At 67.0% G+C, this 19,978-nt stretch carries 11 protein-coding genes and 1 tRNA gene; 8 read left to right on the forward strand and 4 right to left on the reverse strand.

Going from position 1 to position 19,978, the window contains the following annotated elements:
* Positions 1-103: 103 nt before the first annotated feature.
* Positions 104-574, forward strand: a complete 471-nt coding sequence (queF, locus tag A9D12_RS09040) for a preQ(1) synthase (protein ID WP_068351042.1) — start codon at positions 104-106, stop codon at positions 572-574.
* Between the two features lie 123 nt (positions 575-697).
* On the opposite strand, the gene A9D12_RS09045 is transcribed toward queF, so the two are convergent.
* Positions 698-2,890: a putative bifunctional diguanylate cyclase/phosphodiesterase gene (locus tag A9D12_RS09045; protein ID WP_068351044.1), complete on the reverse strand. Its 2,193-nt coding sequence runs from the start codon at positions 2,888-2,890 to the stop codon at positions 698-700.
* A gap of 364 nt (positions 2,891-3,254) precedes the next feature.
* Between A9D12_RS09045 and A9D12_RS09050 the strand changes: the two genes are divergently transcribed.
* From A9D12_RS09050 to A9D12_RS09080, 7 genes are all read left to right on the forward strand, one after another.
* On the forward strand, positions 3,255-8,669 hold the full coding sequence (locus A9D12_RS09050; RefSeq protein WP_082925490.1) for an AMP-binding protein: 5,415 nt from the start codon (positions 3,255-3,257) through the stop codon (positions 8,667-8,669).
* A 102-nt stretch (positions 8,670-8,771) separates the two neighbouring features.
* Positions 8,772-12,464 carry an SDR family NAD(P)-dependent oxidoreductase gene (locus A9D12_RS09055; RefSeq protein ID WP_068351048.1) on the forward strand — a complete coding sequence of 1,231 codons (3,693 nt, stop codon included), beginning with the start codon at positions 8,772-8,774 and terminating at the stop codon, positions 12,462-12,464.
* A gap of 22 nt (positions 12,465-12,486) precedes the next feature.
* Entirely contained in the window at positions 12,487-13,413 is a 927-nt protein-coding gene (locus A9D12_RS09060) for an acetyl-CoA carboxylase carboxyltransferase subunit alpha (RefSeq protein ID WP_082925491.1), read from the forward strand.
* 93 nt (positions 13,414-13,506) lie between these two features.
* Positions 13,507-13,998: a Csu type fimbrial protein gene (locus A9D12_RS09065; RefSeq protein ID WP_068351050.1), complete on the forward strand. Its 492-nt coding sequence runs from the start codon at positions 13,507-13,509 to the stop codon at positions 13,996-13,998.
* A gap of 16 nt (positions 13,999-14,014) precedes the next feature.
* Positions 14,015-14,725: a fimbrial biogenesis chaperone gene (locus A9D12_RS09070; RefSeq protein ID WP_068351051.1), complete on the forward strand. Its 711-nt coding sequence runs from the start codon at positions 14,015-14,017 to the stop codon at positions 14,723-14,725.
* Positions 14,726-14,800: 75 nt separating this feature from the next.
* Positions 14,801-17,119, forward strand: a complete 2,319-nt coding sequence (locus A9D12_RS09075) for a fimbria/pilus outer membrane usher protein (protein ID WP_197489801.1) — start codon at positions 14,801-14,803, stop codon at positions 17,117-17,119.
* Positions 17,116-17,619, forward strand: coding sequence for a Csu type fimbrial protein (locus tag A9D12_RS09080; RefSeq protein WP_082925493.1), 504 nt, complete (start codon positions 17,116-17,118; stop codon positions 17,617-17,619). Before A9D12_RS09075 ends, A9D12_RS09080 begins: the two co-directional genes overlap by 4 nt.
* Before the next feature lie 11 nt (positions 17,620-17,630).
* Here A9D12_RS09080 and A9D12_RS09085 read toward each other — a convergent pair.
* From A9D12_RS09085 to A9D12_RS09095, 3 genes are all read right to left on the reverse strand, one after another.
* Positions 17,631-17,706 (reverse strand) — tRNA-Thr (locus tag A9D12_RS09085).
* A gap of 21 nt (positions 17,707-17,727) precedes the next feature.
* Positions 17,728-18,612: a hypothetical protein gene (locus tag A9D12_RS09090; RefSeq protein ID WP_068351053.1), complete on the reverse strand. Its 885-nt coding sequence runs from the start codon at positions 18,610-18,612 to the stop codon at positions 17,728-17,730.
* Positions 18,609-19,922 carry a replication-associated recombination protein A gene (locus tag A9D12_RS09095; RefSeq protein WP_068351054.1) on the reverse strand — a complete coding sequence of 438 codons (1,314 nt, stop codon included), beginning with the start codon at positions 19,920-19,922 and terminating at the stop codon, positions 18,609-18,611. The genes A9D12_RS09090 and A9D12_RS09095 overlap by 4 nt, the downstream gene beginning before the upstream one ends.
* Positions 19,923-19,978: the final 56 nt, after the last annotated feature.

Below are 19,978 nucleotides of genomic sequence, written 5' to 3' on the forward strand. Positions count from 1 at the left end.
GCAGTCGCATCGCTGAACCCTGCCTGTCCCCCATAGAGAAAGGTTGCGCCCTTCGTCCAGTTCGCGGCTTGCGAAGCGCGGCGGATCGGGGCAACAGCGCGGCATGGATACCACACCTGCTGCAAAGCCCGCCCCGCAGTTTCTGGGCAAGGACACCCCGCTGCCGACCTCGCCCGAGGAAGCGGTGCTCGATTACGTCCCCAATCCGCGAGTCGGCCTCACCTATATGGTGCGCTTCGTCAGCCCCGAATTCACTTCGCTGTGCCCGGTGACCAACCAGCCCGATTTTGCGCATCTGGTGATCGATTACGTGCCGGGCGAGACGATCGTCGAAAGCAAGAGCCTCAAGCTGTTTCTGGGCTCGTTCCGCAACCACAACGGTTTCCACGAGGATGTGACCGTGGGGATCGGGGTGCGATTGTTCGAGGAAATGCGCCCGCAATGGCTCAGGATCGGCGGATACTGGTATCCGCGCGGCGGCATCCCGATCGATGTGTTCTGGCAATCGGGCCAGCCGCCCGAAGGATTGTGGCTGCCCGATCAGGGCGTGCCGGGCTATCGCGGGCGCGGCTAGGTCTCGCCCCGGGTCCGACCCCGTCCAGACCCTGCCTTGACCCTTTTAGACCCCTGCCAACACGCCTTTGCGCGCGGGTTTCGGCGGTGTTTCACGTGAAACATGCGCCGCGTTTACGTTCGATCAGTGGCTCGGCATGCTCAAGGCCAGCTGGATGAATCTGGGCATGGTCTTGTGCGCATCGCGCCACTTGGCGAGCGGGAAGGCCCCAGCGCCCAGCGCGGCCAGTGGAATGCCCGCTTCGGCGAGCGAATAGGGCGAAATCCGGTGCCGGGTCATGAACCCGCCGCTGCCATCCGCAATCAGCGCGGTCTCGAACTGGAGCCCCTGGCTGTTCTCGGTCGCATTGACGACCTTGCTCACCACCAATTGCCCATGCCCCAGATCGAGCACGACATCGGTTCCCACCGGCACCCCGGCAAGGCCCGTGATCCGCGCGCCGGTCTTTGACAGGTTGCGCAGGATCACGTCGTAGTAGTGATCCTCGTGGATCAATCCCACCTTGCGGAAGATGGTAATGCGTTCCGCGCGGTGGCGCGGCGGGCCGCTGGGGCGGAACAGGCTCGAGCCTTGCGCGAACTGTTCGAGCACCTCGGCCTGCGTGATCGCGCGCGAGAAGATGTAGCCCTGCACCAGATTGGCGCCGCGTTCGCGCACGAGGTTCAATTCGTCCATCGCCTCGACGCCTTCGGCCACGGTCTCCATCCCGAGCGCCTGCGCAAGGGCGACGATCGCGGCGATGATCGCGGGGTTGGTGCCGCCGTTCTCGGTGCAGCCGCGCACGAAGCTCTGGTCGATCTTGATCTTGTCGAAATGGCCATGCTTGAGATAGCCGAGCGAGGAATAGCCCGTCCCGAAATCGTCGAGCGACAGGCGCACGCCCAGCTTCTTGAGATCGCGGAACACGCTGTCGACCGTGTCGAGGTCGCCGACGAACACGCTCTCGGTGATTTCCAGTTCGAGCCGCCCGGCCGGCAGGCCCGAGGATTGCAGCGCATTTGCCACGACCTTGCGGAAACCGGGGCGCACGAACTGCTTGGCCGAAACATTGACCGCGACCCGGATCGACGGCGGCCATTGGAGCGCATCGAGGCACGCCTGACGCAGCGCCATTTCGCCGATGCGGATGATCATGTCGTCGTTTTCGGCGACCGGAATGAACTGCGCCGGGCTGATGTCGCCTTCGTCGGTGTCGTGCCAACGCAGCAGCGCCTCGAAGCATTTGACCTCATGCGTCACCGGATCGACCAGCGGCTGGTAGGCGAGGTTCAACTCGCCCTTGTCGACCGCATCGCGCAAGCGTTCGCCGAGCACTGCGGTCTTTGAGGCGGCTTCGCGCAACTGGCTTTTAAAGAAGCAGAACGTGCCGCCGCGTGTCTCCTTGGCGCTGTAGAGCGCCATGTCGGCAGAACGGGTCAGTTCGTCCGCCTCGACCCCGTCATAGGGCGCAATCGCTATGCCTACCGATGTGCCGATGATCGCGCGCCGGCCATTGACCTGATAGGGCTGCGAGATCGACTGGACGATGCGGCTGGCAAGTTCGCCCAGCGTGCCGCGGTCGTCCATGTCGGGCAGCAACACCTGGAACTCGTCGCCGCCCAGCCGGCCCACTTCGCCATGCGTGCCGACGATCGCGGTCAGCCGCTGCGCGACCTGACGCAGCAATTCGTCTCCGCCGGGATGCCCCAGCGTGTCGTTGACCTGTTTGAAGCGGTCGAGGTCGAGCATCATCAACGCGCAACTGCGCCGGCTGACGCGGAAGGCCGCGAGCATCGCCGTGAGCCGCTCGCCCAGCTTGCGGCGGTTGGCAAGCCCGGTCAGTTCATCGACTTGCGATTGCCGGGCGACCTGCGTTTCGTAGACATATTGCGACGAGATATCGACCGCACTGCCGCGATAACCCTGGAATGCGCCCGCCTCATCGATCAACGGCCGGCCGTTCAGGCGCCACCAGCGGGTGGTGCCGCGCCCGTTTGGGACCGCGACAATCTGTTCATCGAGCCGCGAGCGTGCCTTGAGCTTGAAGGCGAGGCTGCGCTGCGTCGGGCCGCCGTCCTCTTCGTCGAGATCGTGAAACACCTGGGTCAGCGGCTGGCCGATCAGGTCCTCGCTGTCACGGCCCAGATCGCTGAGCGCGCGCTGCGACAGGAAACTCAGATTGCCTTGCGCATCGGTCGCCCAGAACATGCCGATGCCCAGCATCTCGACCTCGCCCAGCACCAGCGCGCGGTCGGGCGCCGGCGCACGCACCGCCTCACCCGAAGTGGACGGCGCGTTCCGGGCATCGCGAATGGCCTTGCGAAAGCCGAGCGGCATAAGGTGTCCTTGCTTGGCGTGCCCGGCAGGAGCACGCTGCGGCGCACGCCATAGTCTGGTCGTCGTTGCCAAACCGTTACCCACGCTGCGGCGAACCGGGCATGATCCGCGATGCACGGCCTGGAACCGAATCTGCGCAGCAGCGTTACGGGATGGAACTGCCGATTGGCATATTCTTGCCCGTTATGGCCGTTTCATATAATATTGCTGCATCACCGCCGGCGTTCGGGATCGCGCCCAAGCGACTTTTGCTTCGCATTCTTGCGACGAACGGGGGGATGACGTCATTCTGGTCAAGACCGAGACCGCGCGCGCGCCCGAAGCGCTTTCCGCTGCCCTCAACACGCGTGCCGGGTGGGACGCAATGCGCGCCGCCGCGCTCGCCGACCCGGGTGCATTCCACGGCGACATCGCGGCGCGCAACATGCACTGGTTCGTGGCCGACGCTGGCGAGGCCGGGGCATGGCTTGCGCGCGGCACGGATGGCCGCTGGCACGGCTGGGACGCGCTGAGTGCAGCGCCCGTCAGCCCGGACCTGCCCGATAGCTTTGCCCCGTGGCACACCGGCTTCGATGGCAGCAACGCACCGCACTGGCGCTGGTTCGTCGGCGGGCGCACCAATGCCGCTTTCTCCGAACTCGATCGCCATGTGCTCGCCGGCCACGGCGATGAGCCTGCGCTGATCTTCGAGGGCGACCGCTGGGATATGAGCGCAAACGGCGGCAAGGGTGCGCCGATCGACTGTTTCACCGTCAGCCGCAAGCGCCTGCTGCTCGAAGTCGCCAAATGCGCGGTCGCGCTCGAAACGCTGGGCCTGAAGCCGGGTGACCGCATGGCATTGAACATGCCGAGCATCGTGCCGCAGATCTACTGGACCGAGGCCGCCAAGCGGATGGGCGTGGTCTATACGGCGGTGTTCGGCGGGTTCTCGGACAAGACCCTGTCCGACCGGATCGCCGATACCGGCGCGCGGGTGATCGTGACGAGCGACGGCAGCTACCGCAACGCGCAGGTCGCCGCCTTCAAGAACGCCTATACCGACCCGGCGCTCGACAATTTCGTGCCGGTGTCGACCGCGCTCGATATTCTGGGGGGGCTCGACCTGGACCTGCCCGAAGGCGGGCATGACGCAATCCTTGCCACCGTGCGCGAGGCGCTGGCGGGCGAGATCACGGTCGACCGGTCGGACGTGATGCGCGGCGTTGGGCGGGCGCTGATCGATCTTGGCACTGAGGGGCGGATCACATCTGCCGATGCCGCGCGGGTGCGGATCGCGATCGCTTCCAGCCTCGTCACGCTGCCGCCGCGGGTCGAAGCGGTGATCGTGTGCCGCCACACGCACCAGCCCGACATGATCTGGCGCGAGGAGCGCGACCGCTGGAGCCATGAACTGACCGACGCCGCGATGGATACAGTGCTGGACAAGGCGCGCGGCGCTGGATTTGCAGTGCAGGGCGAAGCCGATCTGCTGGCGCTTTGCGATGCCGATTTTGTCCGCGCGATCTGGGCTTCGTCCAAGCCATTGCCGGTCGATGCCGACTATCCGATGTTCTTCATCTACACCTCGGGCAGCACCGGTAAGCCCAAGGGGATCGTCCATTCACACGGCTATGCGGCGGGCGTCGCCGAGACGATGAAGGCGAGCTTCGACGCGCGCCCGGGCGACACGCTGTTCGTGGTCGCCGATCCCGGCTGGATCACCGGGCAGAGCTATCTGATCTGCGCGCCGCTGATGACGCGGGTGACCTCTTTGGTGTCCGAAGGCTCGCCGGTGTTCCCGCACGCGGGCCGCTTCGCCTCGATGATCGAGCGGCATAAGGTGACGATCTTCAAGGCGGGGGTGACCTTCCTCAAGTCGATCATGTCGGACCCGGCGAACCTTGCCGAAGTGCAGCGCTACGACATGAGCGGGCTGCGCGTCGCGACCTTCTGCGCCGAGCCGGTGTCGCCGAGCGTGCAGGCTTTCGGGATGGAGCACGTGACGCCGCGCTACATCAACTCCTACTGGGCGACCGAACACGGCGGGATCGCGTGGACGCATATGTTCGCGAATGACGACTTCCCCCTGCGCCCCGATGCCCACGCCTATCCGCTGCCGTGGATCGTGGGCGATGTGTGGGTCGAGGACGAGGCCGGCATTGGCGCGGATGCTCCGTTCACGCGCGCCGATGAGGGCGGGGTGCCGTGGCGGCGCGCGGAAACGGGCGAGAAAGGCGAGATCGTGATCGCCGCGCCTTACCCCTATCTGGCGCGCACCATCTGGGGCGACATCGCGGGCTTCAAGGTTGCCGACGGCCGCGTCGATCCCGAGTGGCGCGGCGATGCCAAGCGTTGGGAGGAAGGCTATTGGCGGCGCTGGAAGGGCGCATGGGCCTATACCCAGGGCGACTTCGCGATCCAGCATGCCGATGGTTCGTTCTCTCTGCATGGCCGCTCTGACGACGTGATCAACGTCTCGGGCCACCGCATGGGGACAGAGGAGATCGAGGGCGCGGTGCTGCGCGACAAGGCACTGGCGCCGGACTCGCCGGTCGGCAACGTGCTGGTGGTCGGCGCGCCGCACCGCGAGAAGGGACTGACCCCGCTCGCCTTCGTGGTGCCCGTGGCGGGCCGAAAGCTGACGCACGAGGACAAGCGGCGGCTGTTCGATCTGGTGCGCACCGAAAAGGGCGCGGTCGCGGTGCCGGCGGACTTCATTGAGGTCAGCCAGTTCCCCGAAACCCGCAGCGGCAAATACATGCGCCGCATGGTGCGCGCGCTGGTGGTGGGCGAAGATGTCGGCGACGTCACCACGCTGCGCAACCCCGAAGCGCTCGACGAGCTCAAGCGCGTCATCGACGACTGGCAGCGCAAGCAGCGGATGAGCGACGAACAGGCGCTGTTCGACCGGCACCGCTATTTCCTCGTGCAATACAACACCGTCGCGCCGGGCAAGCAGGTGGCGACGGTCACCGTCACCAACCCGCCGGTCAATGCCTTGAACGAGCGCGCGATCGACGAACTGGTGCTGGTCACTTCGACACTGGCGCGCGATGACAGCGTGGTCGCGGTGGTGTTCACCGGCGAGGGCACCTCGTCTTTCGTTGCGGGCGCGGACATCCGCCAGATGCTCGAGGAAATCCACACGGTCGACGAAGCGATGGTGCTCCCCAACAACGCGCACCTCGCCTTCCGCACCATCGAGAGCATGAACAAGCCCTGCGTCGCGGCGGTGCAGGGCGTGGCGCTGGGGGGCGGCATGGAGTTCGCGCTCGCGTGCCATTACCGCATCGCCGAGCCGGTGGCGCGCTTCGGCCAGCCCGAGATCCGCTTGCGGCTGCTCCCCGGATACGGCGGCACCCAGCGCCTGCCGCGCCTGCTTGCCGACCGGCGAGGGAGCGAGGGCCTGCGCGATGCGCTCGACCTGATCCTCGGCGGGCGCAGCATCACAGCGGAGCAGGCGGCGGCGATCGGTGTGGTCGATCAACTGGTCGACGGCGCCGAGGATGCGCTCTCGGCGGCCCATGCAGCGGTGCGCGACTTCGTCAAGCGCGGTCCTGACAGCGCGCTCGGCTTCGCCTTCGCCGAGCGGCAGGCGGCGACAGTGCGCTGGGAAGCGGCATCCGACGTCAGCCTCGATGCGGTGCTCGAAGACGATTTCCTCCAGCGCATCCTTCGGCAGCTCGCATGGGCGGGACGCGATGTGGCGGGCGCGCGGGCGCTGGACGCGGTGCGCACGGGGCTGGAGCATGGCATTTCGCAAGGCACGGCGCGCGAGGCGCGGCTGTTCTCCGAAGCTATCGTCGACCCGCAAGGCGGCAAGACCGGCATCCGCCAGTTCATGGACAAGGTCGCGCCCCCGCTTCCGGTGCGGCGCGATGGCGTGTGGATCGACGCGGAACACGAGATGCGCGCACAGGCGCTGGAGGCGGCAGGCGAGCTGCTTCCCGTCGGCGCGCCGTTCTATCCCGGCGTCACCCCGATCCCGAGCCACCAATACGCCTTTGGCATCGCCCGCGATCCCGACACTGGCCAGCCCCGCTTCGGCCCGCCGGCGAGCCACGAGAAGGAGCTGATCGTCAAGACCCCCGAGCCTGCGCCCAACGAGGCGCTGCTCTACATGCTGACGAGCGAGGTCAACTTCAACGACATCTGGGCGCTGACCGGTATCCCGGTCTCGCCCTTCGATGCGCATGAGGAGGACGTGCAGATCACCGGATCGGGCGGCATCGCGCTGGTCGCGGCGCTGGGCAGCGAGACGCGCGCGCAGGGGCGGATCAAGGTCGGCGATCTGGTGACGGTCTATTCCGGCACCAATGACCTGCTCTCGCCGCTGGTCGGCAATGATCCGATGTATGCCGATTTCTCCATTCAGGGCTACGAGACTGAGACGGGAAGCCACGCGCAGTTCCTGACGGTGCAGGCGCCGCAGATGCACAAGGTGCCGCCCGATCTGACGCTGGAGCAGGCGGGTAGCTACGTGCTCAACTTGGGCACCATTGCGCGCTGCCTGTTCACGACCTTGCAGATCGCGCCGGGGCGGACGCTGTTCGTCGAGGGCGCGGCGACGGGGACGGGGCTCGATGCCTTGCGCTCGTCGGTGCGGACTGGGTTGCAGGTGACGGGGCTCGTTTCCTCGGAGGAACGCGCGGCGTTCATCACCAAGGTGCAGGGCGCGGTGGGCGCGATCAACCGCAAGGATGCGCATTTCGCCGACCTCTACACCGTGGTGCCCGAGGACAAGGCCGAAGCGCAGGCGTGGGAAGCCGCAGGCGCACCGCTGGTCGAGGAATACAAGGCGATGAACGGCGGCAAGCTTGCCGATTATGTGGTGAGCCATGCGGGCGAGACCGCCTTCCCGCGCTCGTTCCAATTGCTCGCCGAGGGCGGCACGCTGGCCTTCTACGGTGCCTCGTCGGGCTACCACTTCAGCTTCATGGGCAAGCCGGGCACGGCAAGCCCCGAAGAGATGCTGCGGCGCGCCAGCCTTCGTGGCGGCGAAGCGGTGCTGATCTTCTACGGGCCGGGGTCGAACGATCTGCTCGATGAAACCGGCCTCGAAATGATCGAGGCCGCGCGGCGCTTCAACGCGCGCTCGGTGATCGCCACCACCACCGACGGCCAGCGCGAGTTTCTGCAATCGCTGGGGCTGGAGGACGCGATCGAGGGGATCGTGTCGCTCGAGAGCATCCGCCGCCGCGAAGGCGCGAACTTCCACTGGCCCGATACCATGCCGCGCCTGCCCGATGCCAAGGCCGATATCGAGGTCTTCAAGGCCGCTGTGCGCGACTATCAGGACAGGGTGATGAAGCCCTTCGGGTCGGCGGTGGGCAAGATCCTGCGCTCGCCCGACAATCCGCGCGGCAGCCCCGATCTGGTGATCGAGCGCGCAGGCCAGGACACGCTCGGCATCTCGACCTCGCTGGTCAAGCCCTTCACGGGCCGCGTGATCTTTGCCGAGGATCTCAGCGGCTGCCGCTTCACCTTCTACGCCCCGCAGGTCTGGACCCGCCAGCGGCGCATCTACATGCCCACCGCGCAGATTTTTGGCACGCACCTTTGCAACGCCTACGAGGTCGCGCGGATGAACGACATGATCGCCGCCGGCCTGCTCGAAGTGACCGAGCCTGAGGTCGTGCCGTGGGATGGGTTGCCGGAAGCGCATCAGGCGATGTGGGACAACCGGCACACCGGATCGACCTATGTGGTCAACCACGCGCTGCCCGAAATGGGCCTCAGAAGCCGCGATGCGCTGCTTGAAGCCTGGGCAGCACAGCCATCCACCGAACCGCCGCCGTGACCTGCCCGACCCCGATGTAACCGTTCCCGGCTCCTCCCCAGGGTTTGAACGCGATGCAACACCATGCCGGCTGCGTCCGGCAATTCCGTGAGGAGAGAGCTTATGGCCAAATTGAAAGCTACCGACCCCGCGCCCGCCTTGCAGGGCGATATTCCCGGGCGCCTCGCTGGCAAGATCGCGGTGATTACGGGCGCCGCCGGCAATCTGGGCGGGCATATCGCTGCGCACTATCTTGCCGAGGGCGCGACCGTGGTGATGACCGGGCGCACGCCCCAACGCACCGAGGCTGCGGCGGCAGCGCTGCGCGAGGCGACGGGTGCCGATCCCGCGCGGGTCGCCACCGTCACGCTCGATGGCGGGGACATGGCTTCGGTGCGCGCCGCCATCGCCGAGGTTGTCGCGCGGTTCGGGCGGATCGACATTCTGGTCAACAATGCCGGCAGCGCCGGGCCCAAGCAGCCGATCGAGAATCTGCCTTTGTCGGCCGAGGAACTGGCCCGCTTGCAGGCCGCGGGCAGCACCGACAGTGAAACCATAGGCGATGCGCTGCGCAACATCTTCGGCGTCGCCTGGAACGTCGCGCACGCTGCGGCAGAGCACATCCCCGAAGGCGGATCGATCGTCAACGTCTCGACCATCTTCAGCCGCACGCCCTATTATGCGCGCGCGGCTTACGTGGTCCCCAAGGCGGCGATGAACGCCTGGAGCCGCGAATTGAGCCTCGAGCTTGGCCCCAAGGGCATCCGCGTCAACCTCGTCTATCCCGGCCCGATCGAGAGCGAGCGGATCCGCAACGTGTTTGCCGCGATGGACACAGCGCGCGGCGACGAGGCGGGGACCACCGCGACGCAGTTCTTCGACATGATGAGCCTCGAACGCGCGACGGGGGGCAATGCCAAGGCCAAGACCTTCCCCACCCCCACCGATATCGCGACCACCTGCGTGTTCCTCGGTTCGGACGAGAGCGCGGCGTATAATGGCCACGATTTCGAGGTCACCCACGGCATGACCGTGCGCAAGGAGCAGCGCGCGACCTATCTGGCGCGGCCCACGATGCGCTCGATGGATGGCACCGGGCTTGCCGTGCTGATAGCGGCGGGGGACGATTGGGAAGAAGCGCTCGAAATCGCGCAGGTTCAGCTTGCCTGCGGGGCCGGGGTCGTGCTCGGCCTGCCGCGCGCCGCCGACGTCGCGATCGCAGAGAAACGCTGCGCCGCGCTGGGGCTGGGCGACAAGCTCTCGATCATCCGCTTCAGCCGCAAGGACCCCGCGGCGATGGAAGCCGCGCTCGAGGACTACACCAGGAAGGGCACGCCCGTCAGCGGCGCGCTGTTCCTGCCGGCGCTGGGAGCAGGCGAACTCGGCGGCGCAATCACCGCGGCCGATGACAGCGTGGTCGAGGCGCTGATGGATACCGAACTTGCAGGCAACATGGCGCTCGCGCGGACGATGAGCCGTTACTGGAAACGCCACGACAACCTGCTGCAACCGCCGCGCTTCGTGTTCGTCAGCCACAAGGATGACGGCAAGGGCAATGTCTACAATCACATCCTTCGCGCCGCGACCGAACAATTGATCCGCATCTGGCGCGACGAAAGCGAAATCGACACCGCGCATGGGCGTCGTCGGCAAGCGGAGTGGGGCAACCAGATCGTCCGTTTCACCAACGCCGAAGCCGAAAACATCCGCTTTGCCGCAGGCCATGCCGCACGCATTCTGCTGAAGGAAAGCAAGCTTGCCGAAATCACCCTCTACGTCCCCGGCAATATCGGCGAGGCGACCGGGGCGAGGAAGGCGATGCCCGGGTTCAGCGAGAACATCACCGGGCTGCATTTGGGCAAGGTCGCGCTGATCACCGGCGGGTCGGCCGGGATCGGCGGACAGGTCGCGCGGCTGCTGGCGCTCGCGGGGGGCAAGGTGATGATGGTCGCCCGGCGCGAAAGCGAGCTTGCGGTCGCGCGCGCGCGGATCGTCTCCGAGCTTGAGGACATCGGCTTTGCCGGTGTCGAACGCCGCGTCCAGACGCTCGCCAATGTCGATGTCAGCGATTTCGAGAGTTTGAAGGGCGCGGTCGATGCGACATTGAAGGCTTTCGGGCGGATCGACTACCTCATCAATAACGCAGGCGTTGCGGGCGCGGAAGACATGGTCGTCGACATGGGGGTCGATGCCTGGAACTACACGCTCGATGCGAACCTCGTGTCGAACTACTTCCTGATGCACCACGTCGCGCCGCTGATGAAGCGCCAAGGCTCGGGCTATATCCTTAATGTCTCGTCCTATTTCGGGGGCGAGAAATATCTCGCGGTCGCCTATCCCAACCGTGCGGACTACGCCGTGTCCAAGGCAGGCCAGCGCGCGATGGTCGAAAGCATGGCGCGCTATCTCGGGCCCGAGGTGCAGTTCAACGCGATCGCGCCGGGACCGGTCGATGGCGACCGCCTGTCGGGCACCGGCGGCAAACCGGGGCTGTTCGAACGGCGCGGCAAGCTGATCCTTGCCAACAAGCGGCTGAACGCGGTCCACGCCGCCGCGATTCGCGCGATCCGGCGCGGGGTCAGGGTCGAAGCGGTGCTGGCGCGGCTGGCGCGCAACGACACCACCAGGATGAGCCACGATACCAACAACCCGCGCGAGCTGCGCGAGCTGGCGCTCGCCTGCGCGCGCGAAGGCGATGGCACCTGCACCTGGGACCAGTATCTCCTCACCCCCGAGATCGCGGCCGCGCTGATCGGGCGGCTGCGGCAGGCGGGCCTGTTCCTCGACGCGCCGGAGTGGAACGACCGTTCGCCAGCCGACGACGGCAATTGGCTGATGCGCGTGCCGCCCGAAGACACGCCCTATCTCCCCGCCGACAAGATTGAGGTCGAGGCGAAGAAGGTCGGCAGCGGGGTGCTGTCCAAGCTCTACCTCGGCAAGATGCCGACCGAGCATGACGTGGCGCAGGCGACGGTGTTCTTCCTCGCCGACCGCGCGGTTTCGGGGGAAACCTTCATGCCGTCGGGCGGCCTGTCGGTTGAACGCTCGACCACCGAGCGCGAGCTGTTCGGCAGCCCCAAGCAGGAACGGCTCGACCAGATGCGGGGCAAGACCGTTTGGATCATCGGCGAGCATCTTGCCGATTACCTCGCCGAAACGGCGCGCGCCTTCATCGAGGATTGCCATGCGGCGAACGTCGTCATCATAACCCGCACCGCCGAAGCCTTCGATGCGATCCGGGCCCAGCTTGATGAGGACGTGGCCCAGTCGCTGACATCACTGGTGGTCTCCAGCGATATCGAGGCTGCTATGGACGAAGCGCTGAGCCAATGGGGCAAGCCGACCACGATCCTCTCGACCCCGATGGCCCCGTTGCCGGGCAAGCTCTTCGGCAGCGACGATCCGCTTACGCCCGAGGAATTCCGCGCGGTGGTGGCGGACAATCTCACGCATCACTTCCGCGTTGCGCGCCGCGCCTCGCTCTACGACGATTGCCAGCTGGTGCTGACCAGCCCGGACGTGCCGATGGGCGACAAGTCCCCGGCCTTTGCGCTGGCGAATTTCATCAAGACCACGCTCCACGCCTTTACCGCCACGCTTGCGGTCGAGAATGAGCGGCTGGTGCATGATGTGCCCGTCAACCAGATCAACCTCACGCGCCGCGTGCAATCGGAAGAACCGCGCGATCTCGACGAGCACTTGGAAGAGGTCCGCCGCTTTGCCCGCGCGGTGCTGCTGGTCGGCGCGCCGCTGCCGGACGCGGAGGATTCGCGGTATCGCGCGCGTATCTATCGCGGCATGTCGATGACGGTGTGAGGCGGGCCGGGGAGGGGGCGCGGTGATCCAGTATCTGCCCTTCGAAAAGCCGGTCGAGGCGCTGCACCGCCATGCAGCGACGCTGGCCGCGCATCCCGAAGGCACCGCCGAAGCGCGGATGCTGACCGAACGCGCGGACAAGCTGCTCGCCGATACCTATGCGCGGCTCACCCCGTGGGAGCGCACGCTGGTGGCGCGCCATCCCCAGCGGCCGCGGTTCGCGCAGCTGGTGGCCGGGCTGTTCACCGATTTCCTGCCCCTGTCGGGCGACCGCACTTTCGGCGATGATCAGGCGATCATCGGCGGCTTTGCGCGGTTCGAGGGACGCAAGGTCATGGTGATCGGCCACGTGAAGGGCGAGGACACGCCCGGGCGCCTTCGCCACAACTTCGGAATGGCGCGGCCCGAAGGGTATAGGAAGGCGATCCGGCTGATGGAACTGGCCGACCGCTTCGGCCTGCCGGTGATCACGCTCGTCGACACGCCCGGCGCCTTTCCTGGCGTTGATGCCGAAGCGCGCGGTCAGGCCGAAGCCATCGCCCGCTCGACCGAGGCCTGTCTTGGCCTTGGTGTGCCGCTGATCGCGGTCATCATCGGCGAAGGCGGATCGGGCGGGGCGGTGGCGCTCGCGGCGGCGGACCGCGTGCTGATGTTCGAACATGCAGTCTATTCGGTGATTTCGCCCGAAGGCTGCGCATCGATCCTGTGGCGCAGCGCCGCACGCGCTGCCGATGCCGCCGAAGCGATGCGGGTGACTGCGGCCGATCTGCTAAGGCTCGGCGTGATCCACCGCATCGTTTACGAACCCAGCGGCGGCGCGCAGCGCAACCCTGCCGAGGCGATCAAACGGCTCGCGCTTGCGCTGCGCGCCGAGCTGGGTGCGCTTGCCGCGCTTGCCCCCGCCGAACTGCGCAGCGCGCGCGAGGGTTTTTTCCTCGAGCTCGAATGATGCGTTGCTGCCTCAGGAACAGTCCCTAGGCCCTGCGCGCCGGCTCCTTCAGCCCTGTGTCCTATCCTGCCAGGGCAATTGAAGGATAGACGCATGTCTGCACGATCTCTGGCCGCACTGGCCGCCGGTCTCATCATCCTGCCATCATCGGCATCGGCGCAGACCGCGCAAACCACGATGGAGGTGTCCGCGACGGTGGTGAATGCCTGTGCTGTCAGCGCGACCAATCTGATCTTCGGCATTTACGACCCCACCAGTGCCAGCCCCGCCGACGCGGCAAGCGCGATCACGGTCACGTGCACGCCGGGGACGACCTACACCGTGGGTCTCAACGCCGGGACGACAGCGGGCGCCACCGTGACCACGCGGCAGATGGCGAGCGGGGCCAACCGGCTCGGCTATGCGCTCTATACCAATGTCGCGCGCACGACCAATTGGGGCAACACCCCGGGGGTCGACACCCCGGCAGCAGCCACCGCGCTGATCACGCCCGCCGTGCTGCCGGTCTATGGCCGGATTGCCGCGCAGCAAGCGGTCGCAGCGGGAAGCTATACCGACACGGTCACGATCACGGTCAGCTATTGACGGGGAGGGGCAGGAGATGACCATCGCCCTGCGCCGTGTTTGGCCGGTGCTCGCAGCCGGCTTGCTGGGCCTTGCCGCAGTTCCGGCGACCGCCGGAGCGCTGACCGCGCTGCCCGTGCGGGTGGCGGTGCCTGCCCACAGCCAGTTCTGCGCAATCACCCTCGGCAACGAAGGGGCTACGGACATTGCCGTGCAGATTCGCGGCTATCGCTGGCACCAGGACGGCGGCACCGATGCGCTCGACGAAAGCCAGCGGCTTGCGGTCAATCCGGCAATCGTCACGATCCCGCCGGGCACCCGCCGGCTGGTGCGGTGCAGCCTGCCCGAACCGACCGGCCCGGCCGAAGACACCTTTCGTCTGATCGTCAGCGAACTGCCGCTGGCCGACGGCGCGGCAGGGACAGTGCAAACGCTGTTGCAGCTCAGCATTCCGGTGTTTCGCGCCAATCCCGATACCCGTGCCGCGCTGTCCTGGCGCGCTGCGCCGGACGGGCGGCTGGAAGTGACCAACACGGGCACGCGGCACGTGCGGGTCGCCGATCTGGTGCTTCGCCCCGCCACCGCCAGCGATTCCGCGCGCGTCAAAGCCAATGCCTATCTCCTTGCCGGGGCCACGCGCGTCTTTGCACACCCGGATATGCCACCGGGCGAGATCGCCGCGATCGAGGCTGTCGACGAGGACGGCGCTGTCCTCACCGTTCAGCCTGAGCGCGTCTCGCAGCCTTGAGTGGGCAGTGCAGATCCTGCTGCGGCCTTCTTGCGTGCCGCCACCGCCGCACTGGCGATTGGCGGGATGGCTTGCATGTCTGACGCGCGCGCCGAGGATGCACAGCGCATGCCCGCCCGCAGCAGCGCCGCCGCCGCGGTACCGGCGTCACCTGTGCTGATCCGTCCGCAGCCGATGGGACTGGTCATCAACCGGCAGCCCGCGCCGAACCCGGCGCTGGTTGTGGTGTCGGGCGACGCGGTGTTCATCAGACGCAGCGATCTTGCTCCCACCGGGCTTTTGCTCGCCGACGAACCGAGCGCATTCCAGATTGCCGGGCACGATTACGTGGCCTTGTCGCAGCTTTCAGGCCTGAGGGTAGCGCTCGAGGACGATGGCAGTGTGCTGGCGATCACTGCGGATCCGGCGATGTTTCCCGCAAGCCGCCATGCCCGGGCCGATCAAGCGCCGCAGGTCGGCGACATCGTGCCTGCCGCCTTCATCAGCTACGATTTCAGCTTTGCGCGCTGGAACGGGCAGGGCACGGCCTTTGCCTTTCTCGATGCCGGCGTGTCGGGTGGCTGGGGTCTGGTCGGCACCACCGCCACGGTGCAATCGGGCGGGGCCGGGGCGGTCAGGCTCGACAGCTATTTCCAGCGCGACTGGCCGGGGGATCGCGTGCGGCTGGTCGCTGGCGACACCATCACCCGCGCAACCGAATGGAGCGCGCCAGTGCGCTTTGCCGGGGTCAGGATCGGCACCGATTTCTCGCTCGCCCCCACGCTCGTCACCTCGCCCTTGCCCGTGCTGACCGCGGCTGCGACGCTCCCGTCGACCGTGGCGCTGATCTCGGCAGCCAGCCAGCAGACCATCGCGGTGCAGCCCGGCACTTTCAGCATCGATTATCAGCCGGTCTTTTCGGGCGCGGGCGAGGTGACGATGATGATTACCGATGCCAACGGCCTGTCGCGCCAGATCACCCGCAGCTTCTACACCAGCCCGCGCCTGCTGCGCCCCGGCCTGGTCGATTTTTCGATCGAAGCGGGGGTGCTGCGCGAGAATTACGGGATCGCAAGCTTCGATTACGGCGCGCCCTTTGCGGCGGGGTTCGTGCGGACCGGACTGTCCGATACGCTGTCACTCGGGGTTCGGGCAGAGGCGGGCCGCGACGTGCGGATGCTTGGCGCAGGGGCGGGGTGGGTGGTTCCGGCGATCGGCGAATTCGCGCTGGCCGCGGCGGTATCGGACAGCGCGGTCGGCACCGGAATGCTGTGGCGCGCGCAGTTCCAGCGCACTGCGGCAACGCATGCCTTGACCGCCAGCTATCAGCGGACCAGCGGCACTTTCGCACAGGCCGGCGGCCTAGCCGATGGCGCGCGGATCGCCGGTGCGCAGCGCAGCGAACTGGCACTGGCCGCCAGCCTGTCGCTGGGGCGGGTGGGCGATATCGTGCTGGGGCACGCCCAGACCCGCAACACCGATGGCGAGCATTTCAATACCACCAGCCTTGCGCTCAACGGCGATATCAGCACTGCGTTTTACACGATCGGATTGCGCCGCAACCGCTTTGCCGGACGCACCAACGATGCCGCCTTCGTATCGCTCAGCATGCCGCTCGGCCAGCGCAGCAATGCAGGCTTCAGGATCGACGATCAGCGTGCGCTGGCGACCTTTCAGATCGCACCGCCCGATGGCGCGGGTGCGGGCTATCAAATGGCGCTGGGATATGATGCGGCGTCGGGTGCGCCGATCATCGATGCGGCTGCATTGCTGCGCACCGATATCGGCGAGGTGGAGCTTGCCGGAGGACGCAGTGGCGTGGCGCACGGCGTGCGGCTGGGCCTGCGCGGATCGGTGGTTGCAGTCGGCGGGCAGGTGATGGCGACACCGCGGCTCGACGATGCGTTCGCGCTGGTCGATCTCGGCAGCGACGAGGCGGTGACGCTGTTTCTCGAAAACCGTCCCGTGGCGGTCCGCGCCGGCGCGGGGCGGGCGGCGCTGGTCACGGGGTTGCAGCCCTACACCCATAACCGGATCGCGGTCGATGTCGCGGCCTTGCCGATCACCGCCGAGATCGCGACGGGCGAGACGCTGGTGGTGCCCGGGTTCCGGCAGGCGGTGCGCGCCAAACTGGGCGGGGCGCCGCAATCGCCCGTCACCGTGCCGCTGATCGGCTCCGACGACCGCCCGCTGAAGCCGGGGATGGCCGTGCATTCGGGCGCGCAGCAACTGGGCGTGACGGGCTACGACGGACTGGTCTTCGCGGCCGATCTTGCGGGCGGCGAAACGCTTTTGGTGAGCGGGCCCGCCTTCCGCTGCGAAGCGCGCATTCCCGCCGCGCTCTCGATCACGCCCGATCGCCGGATCGCACCCGTGCGCTGCCTGCCTGCCGCAATTGCGGAGCCTGTCCCATGAGCGTGACGCCCGCCCGCCTGATCCGGATGCTGGGCACACTTCTTGCCGCGTTCCTGATGCTGGGCCTTACCGCGCCAAGCCCCGCGCTGGCCTGCACATTGTGCTCCTGCACCGCGACCGCATCGGCAGCGAGTTTCGGGACCTATAACCCGGTCTCCACAGCGCCCACCGATACGACCGCGACGATCACCGTCAATTGCACCGGGCTGGTCTCACTGCTCGGATCGGTCGAAATTTCGGCGAGTGCTGGTTCCTCAGGCAACCGGGCGCAGCGCACCTTGCGCCAGGGGGGCAACGCGCTGGCATATAATCTCTACACCGATCCTGCGCGTACGATCGTGTTCGGTGACGGAACCGCAGGAACGCAGAACATCACGCTCCCGCTCAACGGCTTGCTGATTTTCGGGCAAAGCGCCCTTGTTCACGGCCGGATCCCGGCGCGGCAATGGGCCAGAACCGGCAGCTATGCCGACACTATCGTGGTGACGATCGTTTATTGATGAAGGAGCGATGGTGCCGGCTACAGGATTCGAACCCGTGGCCCCCTGATTACAAATCAGGTGCTCTACCAACTGAGCTAAGCCGGCTGACCATCAAGCGCCCTTGGATCACACCGCGCCGAAAGTCCAGCCTTCGGTGCGTGCCACTTGCGCGGTGAGTCCGGGCGGGTGCCACAGGTCGCGCATTCCATGCACGCGTCGCAACCATGCCGCGGTCAGCAGCGCATCGGAAGAATGATCGTCGATCGGCCCGCTCCCTTTGACCGGCGGCGAGCCGAGCAGATCGAGTGCATCGTTGAGCGCCTCGAAACTCCTGATCTTGGTCGCCGCACCGGTCACACCGCCGAGCCGCGCGGCGACCGAGGTGTAGATCTCGGTCACGACCGAGCCGTGTTCCGGCAATGAATCGACCGGCCACACCGGCACCTTGCCTCCGAGGCGGTGCAGCATCCGCATCCCCGTCAGGCTCGACTTGCCGACCTGCGCGGCGCCGACGAGGTTGAAGTTGCTCACCGGCCGCACCCCGGCGTTGCGTTGGGCGATCTCGGCCACGCGGAAACGGCCCTCGCGGCTGGCGGCACCGGGCAGCAGGAAGCGGTCGCCCTCTGCGCCCTTGCCGTGCCGGAAGTATCGGCCCGCTTCGGCATGGGTGACGAACCCGCCCGCTTCGAGGTGCGGATTATCAGTGCACAGCGCATCGATCAGCGCCCATAGCCCGCGCGCATCCTTTGGCGAGGCATCCCAGCCGGGGAAGAATGCCCCCGCATCGGCATGGGGGAGGCCGATGCCGAGATCGAGCCCGACCAGCGTCGGCGCTTCGAGCCCTGCGATCAGCGCCAGCACCTCAGCTCTCGCCCAGCCCTTGGGATCGGGCCGCGCGACCAACACCGGCGGCCCGCCCTCGGCGAGCGCGACCGCGAGCGCAATCCCCTTTTGCCGCGCGCCCTTCGCGCCCGACCAGTCGACCGCGAGGAACCGGGCGAACCGGCTCACCCGCGCGTCCTGCGCAGCTTGTCCCAATAATCGAGCCGCTTCTTCACCTCGCGTTCGAACCCGCGATCCACCGGCGCGTAAAACGCCTCGGCGGCCATGCCCTCAGGCCAGTAATTGTCACCCGAAAACCCATCGGCGGCGTTGTGATCGTAAGTGTAGCCCGCGCCGTAGCCGATCTCCTTCATCAGCTTGGTGGGTGCGTTGAGGATATTGGCGGGCGGGGCAAGACTGCCGGTGGCCTTTGCCGCTTTCCACGCGGCCTTCTGCGCCAGATAGGCTGCATTCGATTTGGGCGCAGTCGCCAGATAGATGCACGCCTGCACCAGCGCGAGTTCGCCTTCGGGCGAACCGAGGAAGCGATAGGCCTCCATCGCGGCCATGCATTGCGGCAGCGCGTGGGGATCGGCCATGCCGATATCCTCGACCGCCATCCGCACCAATCGCCGCGCCAGAAACAGCGGTTCCTCGCCCGCGGTCAGCATCCGCGCGAGCCAGTAGAGCGCGGCCTGCGGATCGGAGCCGCGCACCGCCTTGTGCAGCGCCGAAATCAGATTGTAATGCCCGTCACGGTCCTTGTCGTAAACCGCGACCCGGCGCTGCAGGAACTGGCCCAGCGCACCCGGGTCGAGCGGGTCGGACAGGCCCGCTGCGTAAAGCGTTTCGGCCTGACCGAGCAGGAACCGCCCGTCGCCATCGGCCTGCGCGATCAAGGCCTCGCGCGCAGACGCGGTGAGCGGGAGCGGGCCTTCGAGGCTTTCGGCCTTTGCCAGCAGCGCGGACAGCGCCGCCTCGTCCAGCCGGTTGAGGATCAGCACCTGCGCGCGGCTGAGCAATGCGGCGTTCAAGGCAAAGCTCGGGTTTTCGGTGGTCGCGCCCACCAGCGTCACCACGCCGCGTTCGACGAAGGGAAGAAAACCGTCCTGCTGCGCGCGGTTGAAACGGTGGATCTCGTCCACGAAGAGCAACGTCTTGCGGCCCGCCTTGGCCATTTTCTCGGCCTCGGCAAAGGCCTGTTTCAAGTCGCCCACGCCCGAAAACACGGCGCTGATCGCGGCATAGCGCATGCCCACCGCATCGGCGAGCAGCCGGGCGATGCTGGTTTTGCCCGTGCCGGGCGGCCCCCACAGGATCATGCTCGACAGGCGGCCCGCCGCGACCATCCGCCCGATCGCGCCTTGCGGCCCGGTCAGATGTTCCTGCCCCACCACCTCGCCAAGCGTTGCCGGGCGCAGGCGGTCGGCCAGCGGCGCATCGGAATCGGGGGCGGCTGCGGGCGCTTGCGGCGCGTCTTGTCCGAACAGATCAGTCATTCGTCGGTGGAGATAGGACGCCCGGCGGAAAAGGAAACCTTCGCGCGCGTTCGCTT

Source organism: Erythrobacter neustonensis, from assembly GCF_001663175.1.
In the GTDB taxonomy this organism is placed as follows: Bacteria; Pseudomonadota; Alphaproteobacteria; order Sphingomonadales; family Sphingomonadaceae; genus Erythrobacter; species Erythrobacter neustonensis.

Bases quoted from the DNA above. Each gene is read 5' to 3' on its own strand.
- A9D12_RS09065 (WP_068351050.1), top strand. From the start codon at position 13,507: ATGTCTGCACGATCTCTGGCCGCACTGGCCGCCGGTCTCATCATCCTG.
- A9D12_RS09055 (WP_068351048.1), top strand. From the start codon at position 8,772: ATGGCCAAATTGAAAGCTACCGACCCCGCGCCCGCCTTGCAGGGCGAT.
- A9D12_RS09095 (WP_068351054.1), bottom strand. From the start codon at position 19,922: ATGACTGATCTGTTCGGACAAGACGCGCCGCAAGCGCCCGCAGCCGCC.
- A9D12_RS09075 (WP_197489801.1), top strand. From the start codon at position 14,801: ATGTCTGACGCGCGCGCCGAGGATGCACAGCGCATGCCCGCCCGCAGC.
- A9D12_RS09050 (WP_082925490.1), top strand. From the start codon at position 3,255: ATGCGCGCCGCCGCGCTCGCCGACCCGGGTGCATTCCACGGCGACATC.
- A9D12_RS09080 (WP_082925493.1), top strand. From the start codon at position 17,116: ATGAGCGTGACGCCCGCCCGCCTGATCCGGATGCTGGGCACACTTCTT.
- queF (WP_068351042.1), top strand. From the start codon at position 104: ATGGATACCACACCTGCTGCAAAGCCCGCCCCGCAGTTTCTGGGCAAG.
- A9D12_RS09070 (WP_068351051.1), top strand. From the start codon at position 14,015: ATGACCATCGCCCTGCGCCGTGTTTGGCCGGTGCTCGCAGCCGGCTTG.
- A9D12_RS09045 (WP_068351044.1), bottom strand. From the start codon at position 2,890: ATGCCGCTCGGCTTTCGCAAGGCCATTCGCGATGCCCGGAACGCGCCG.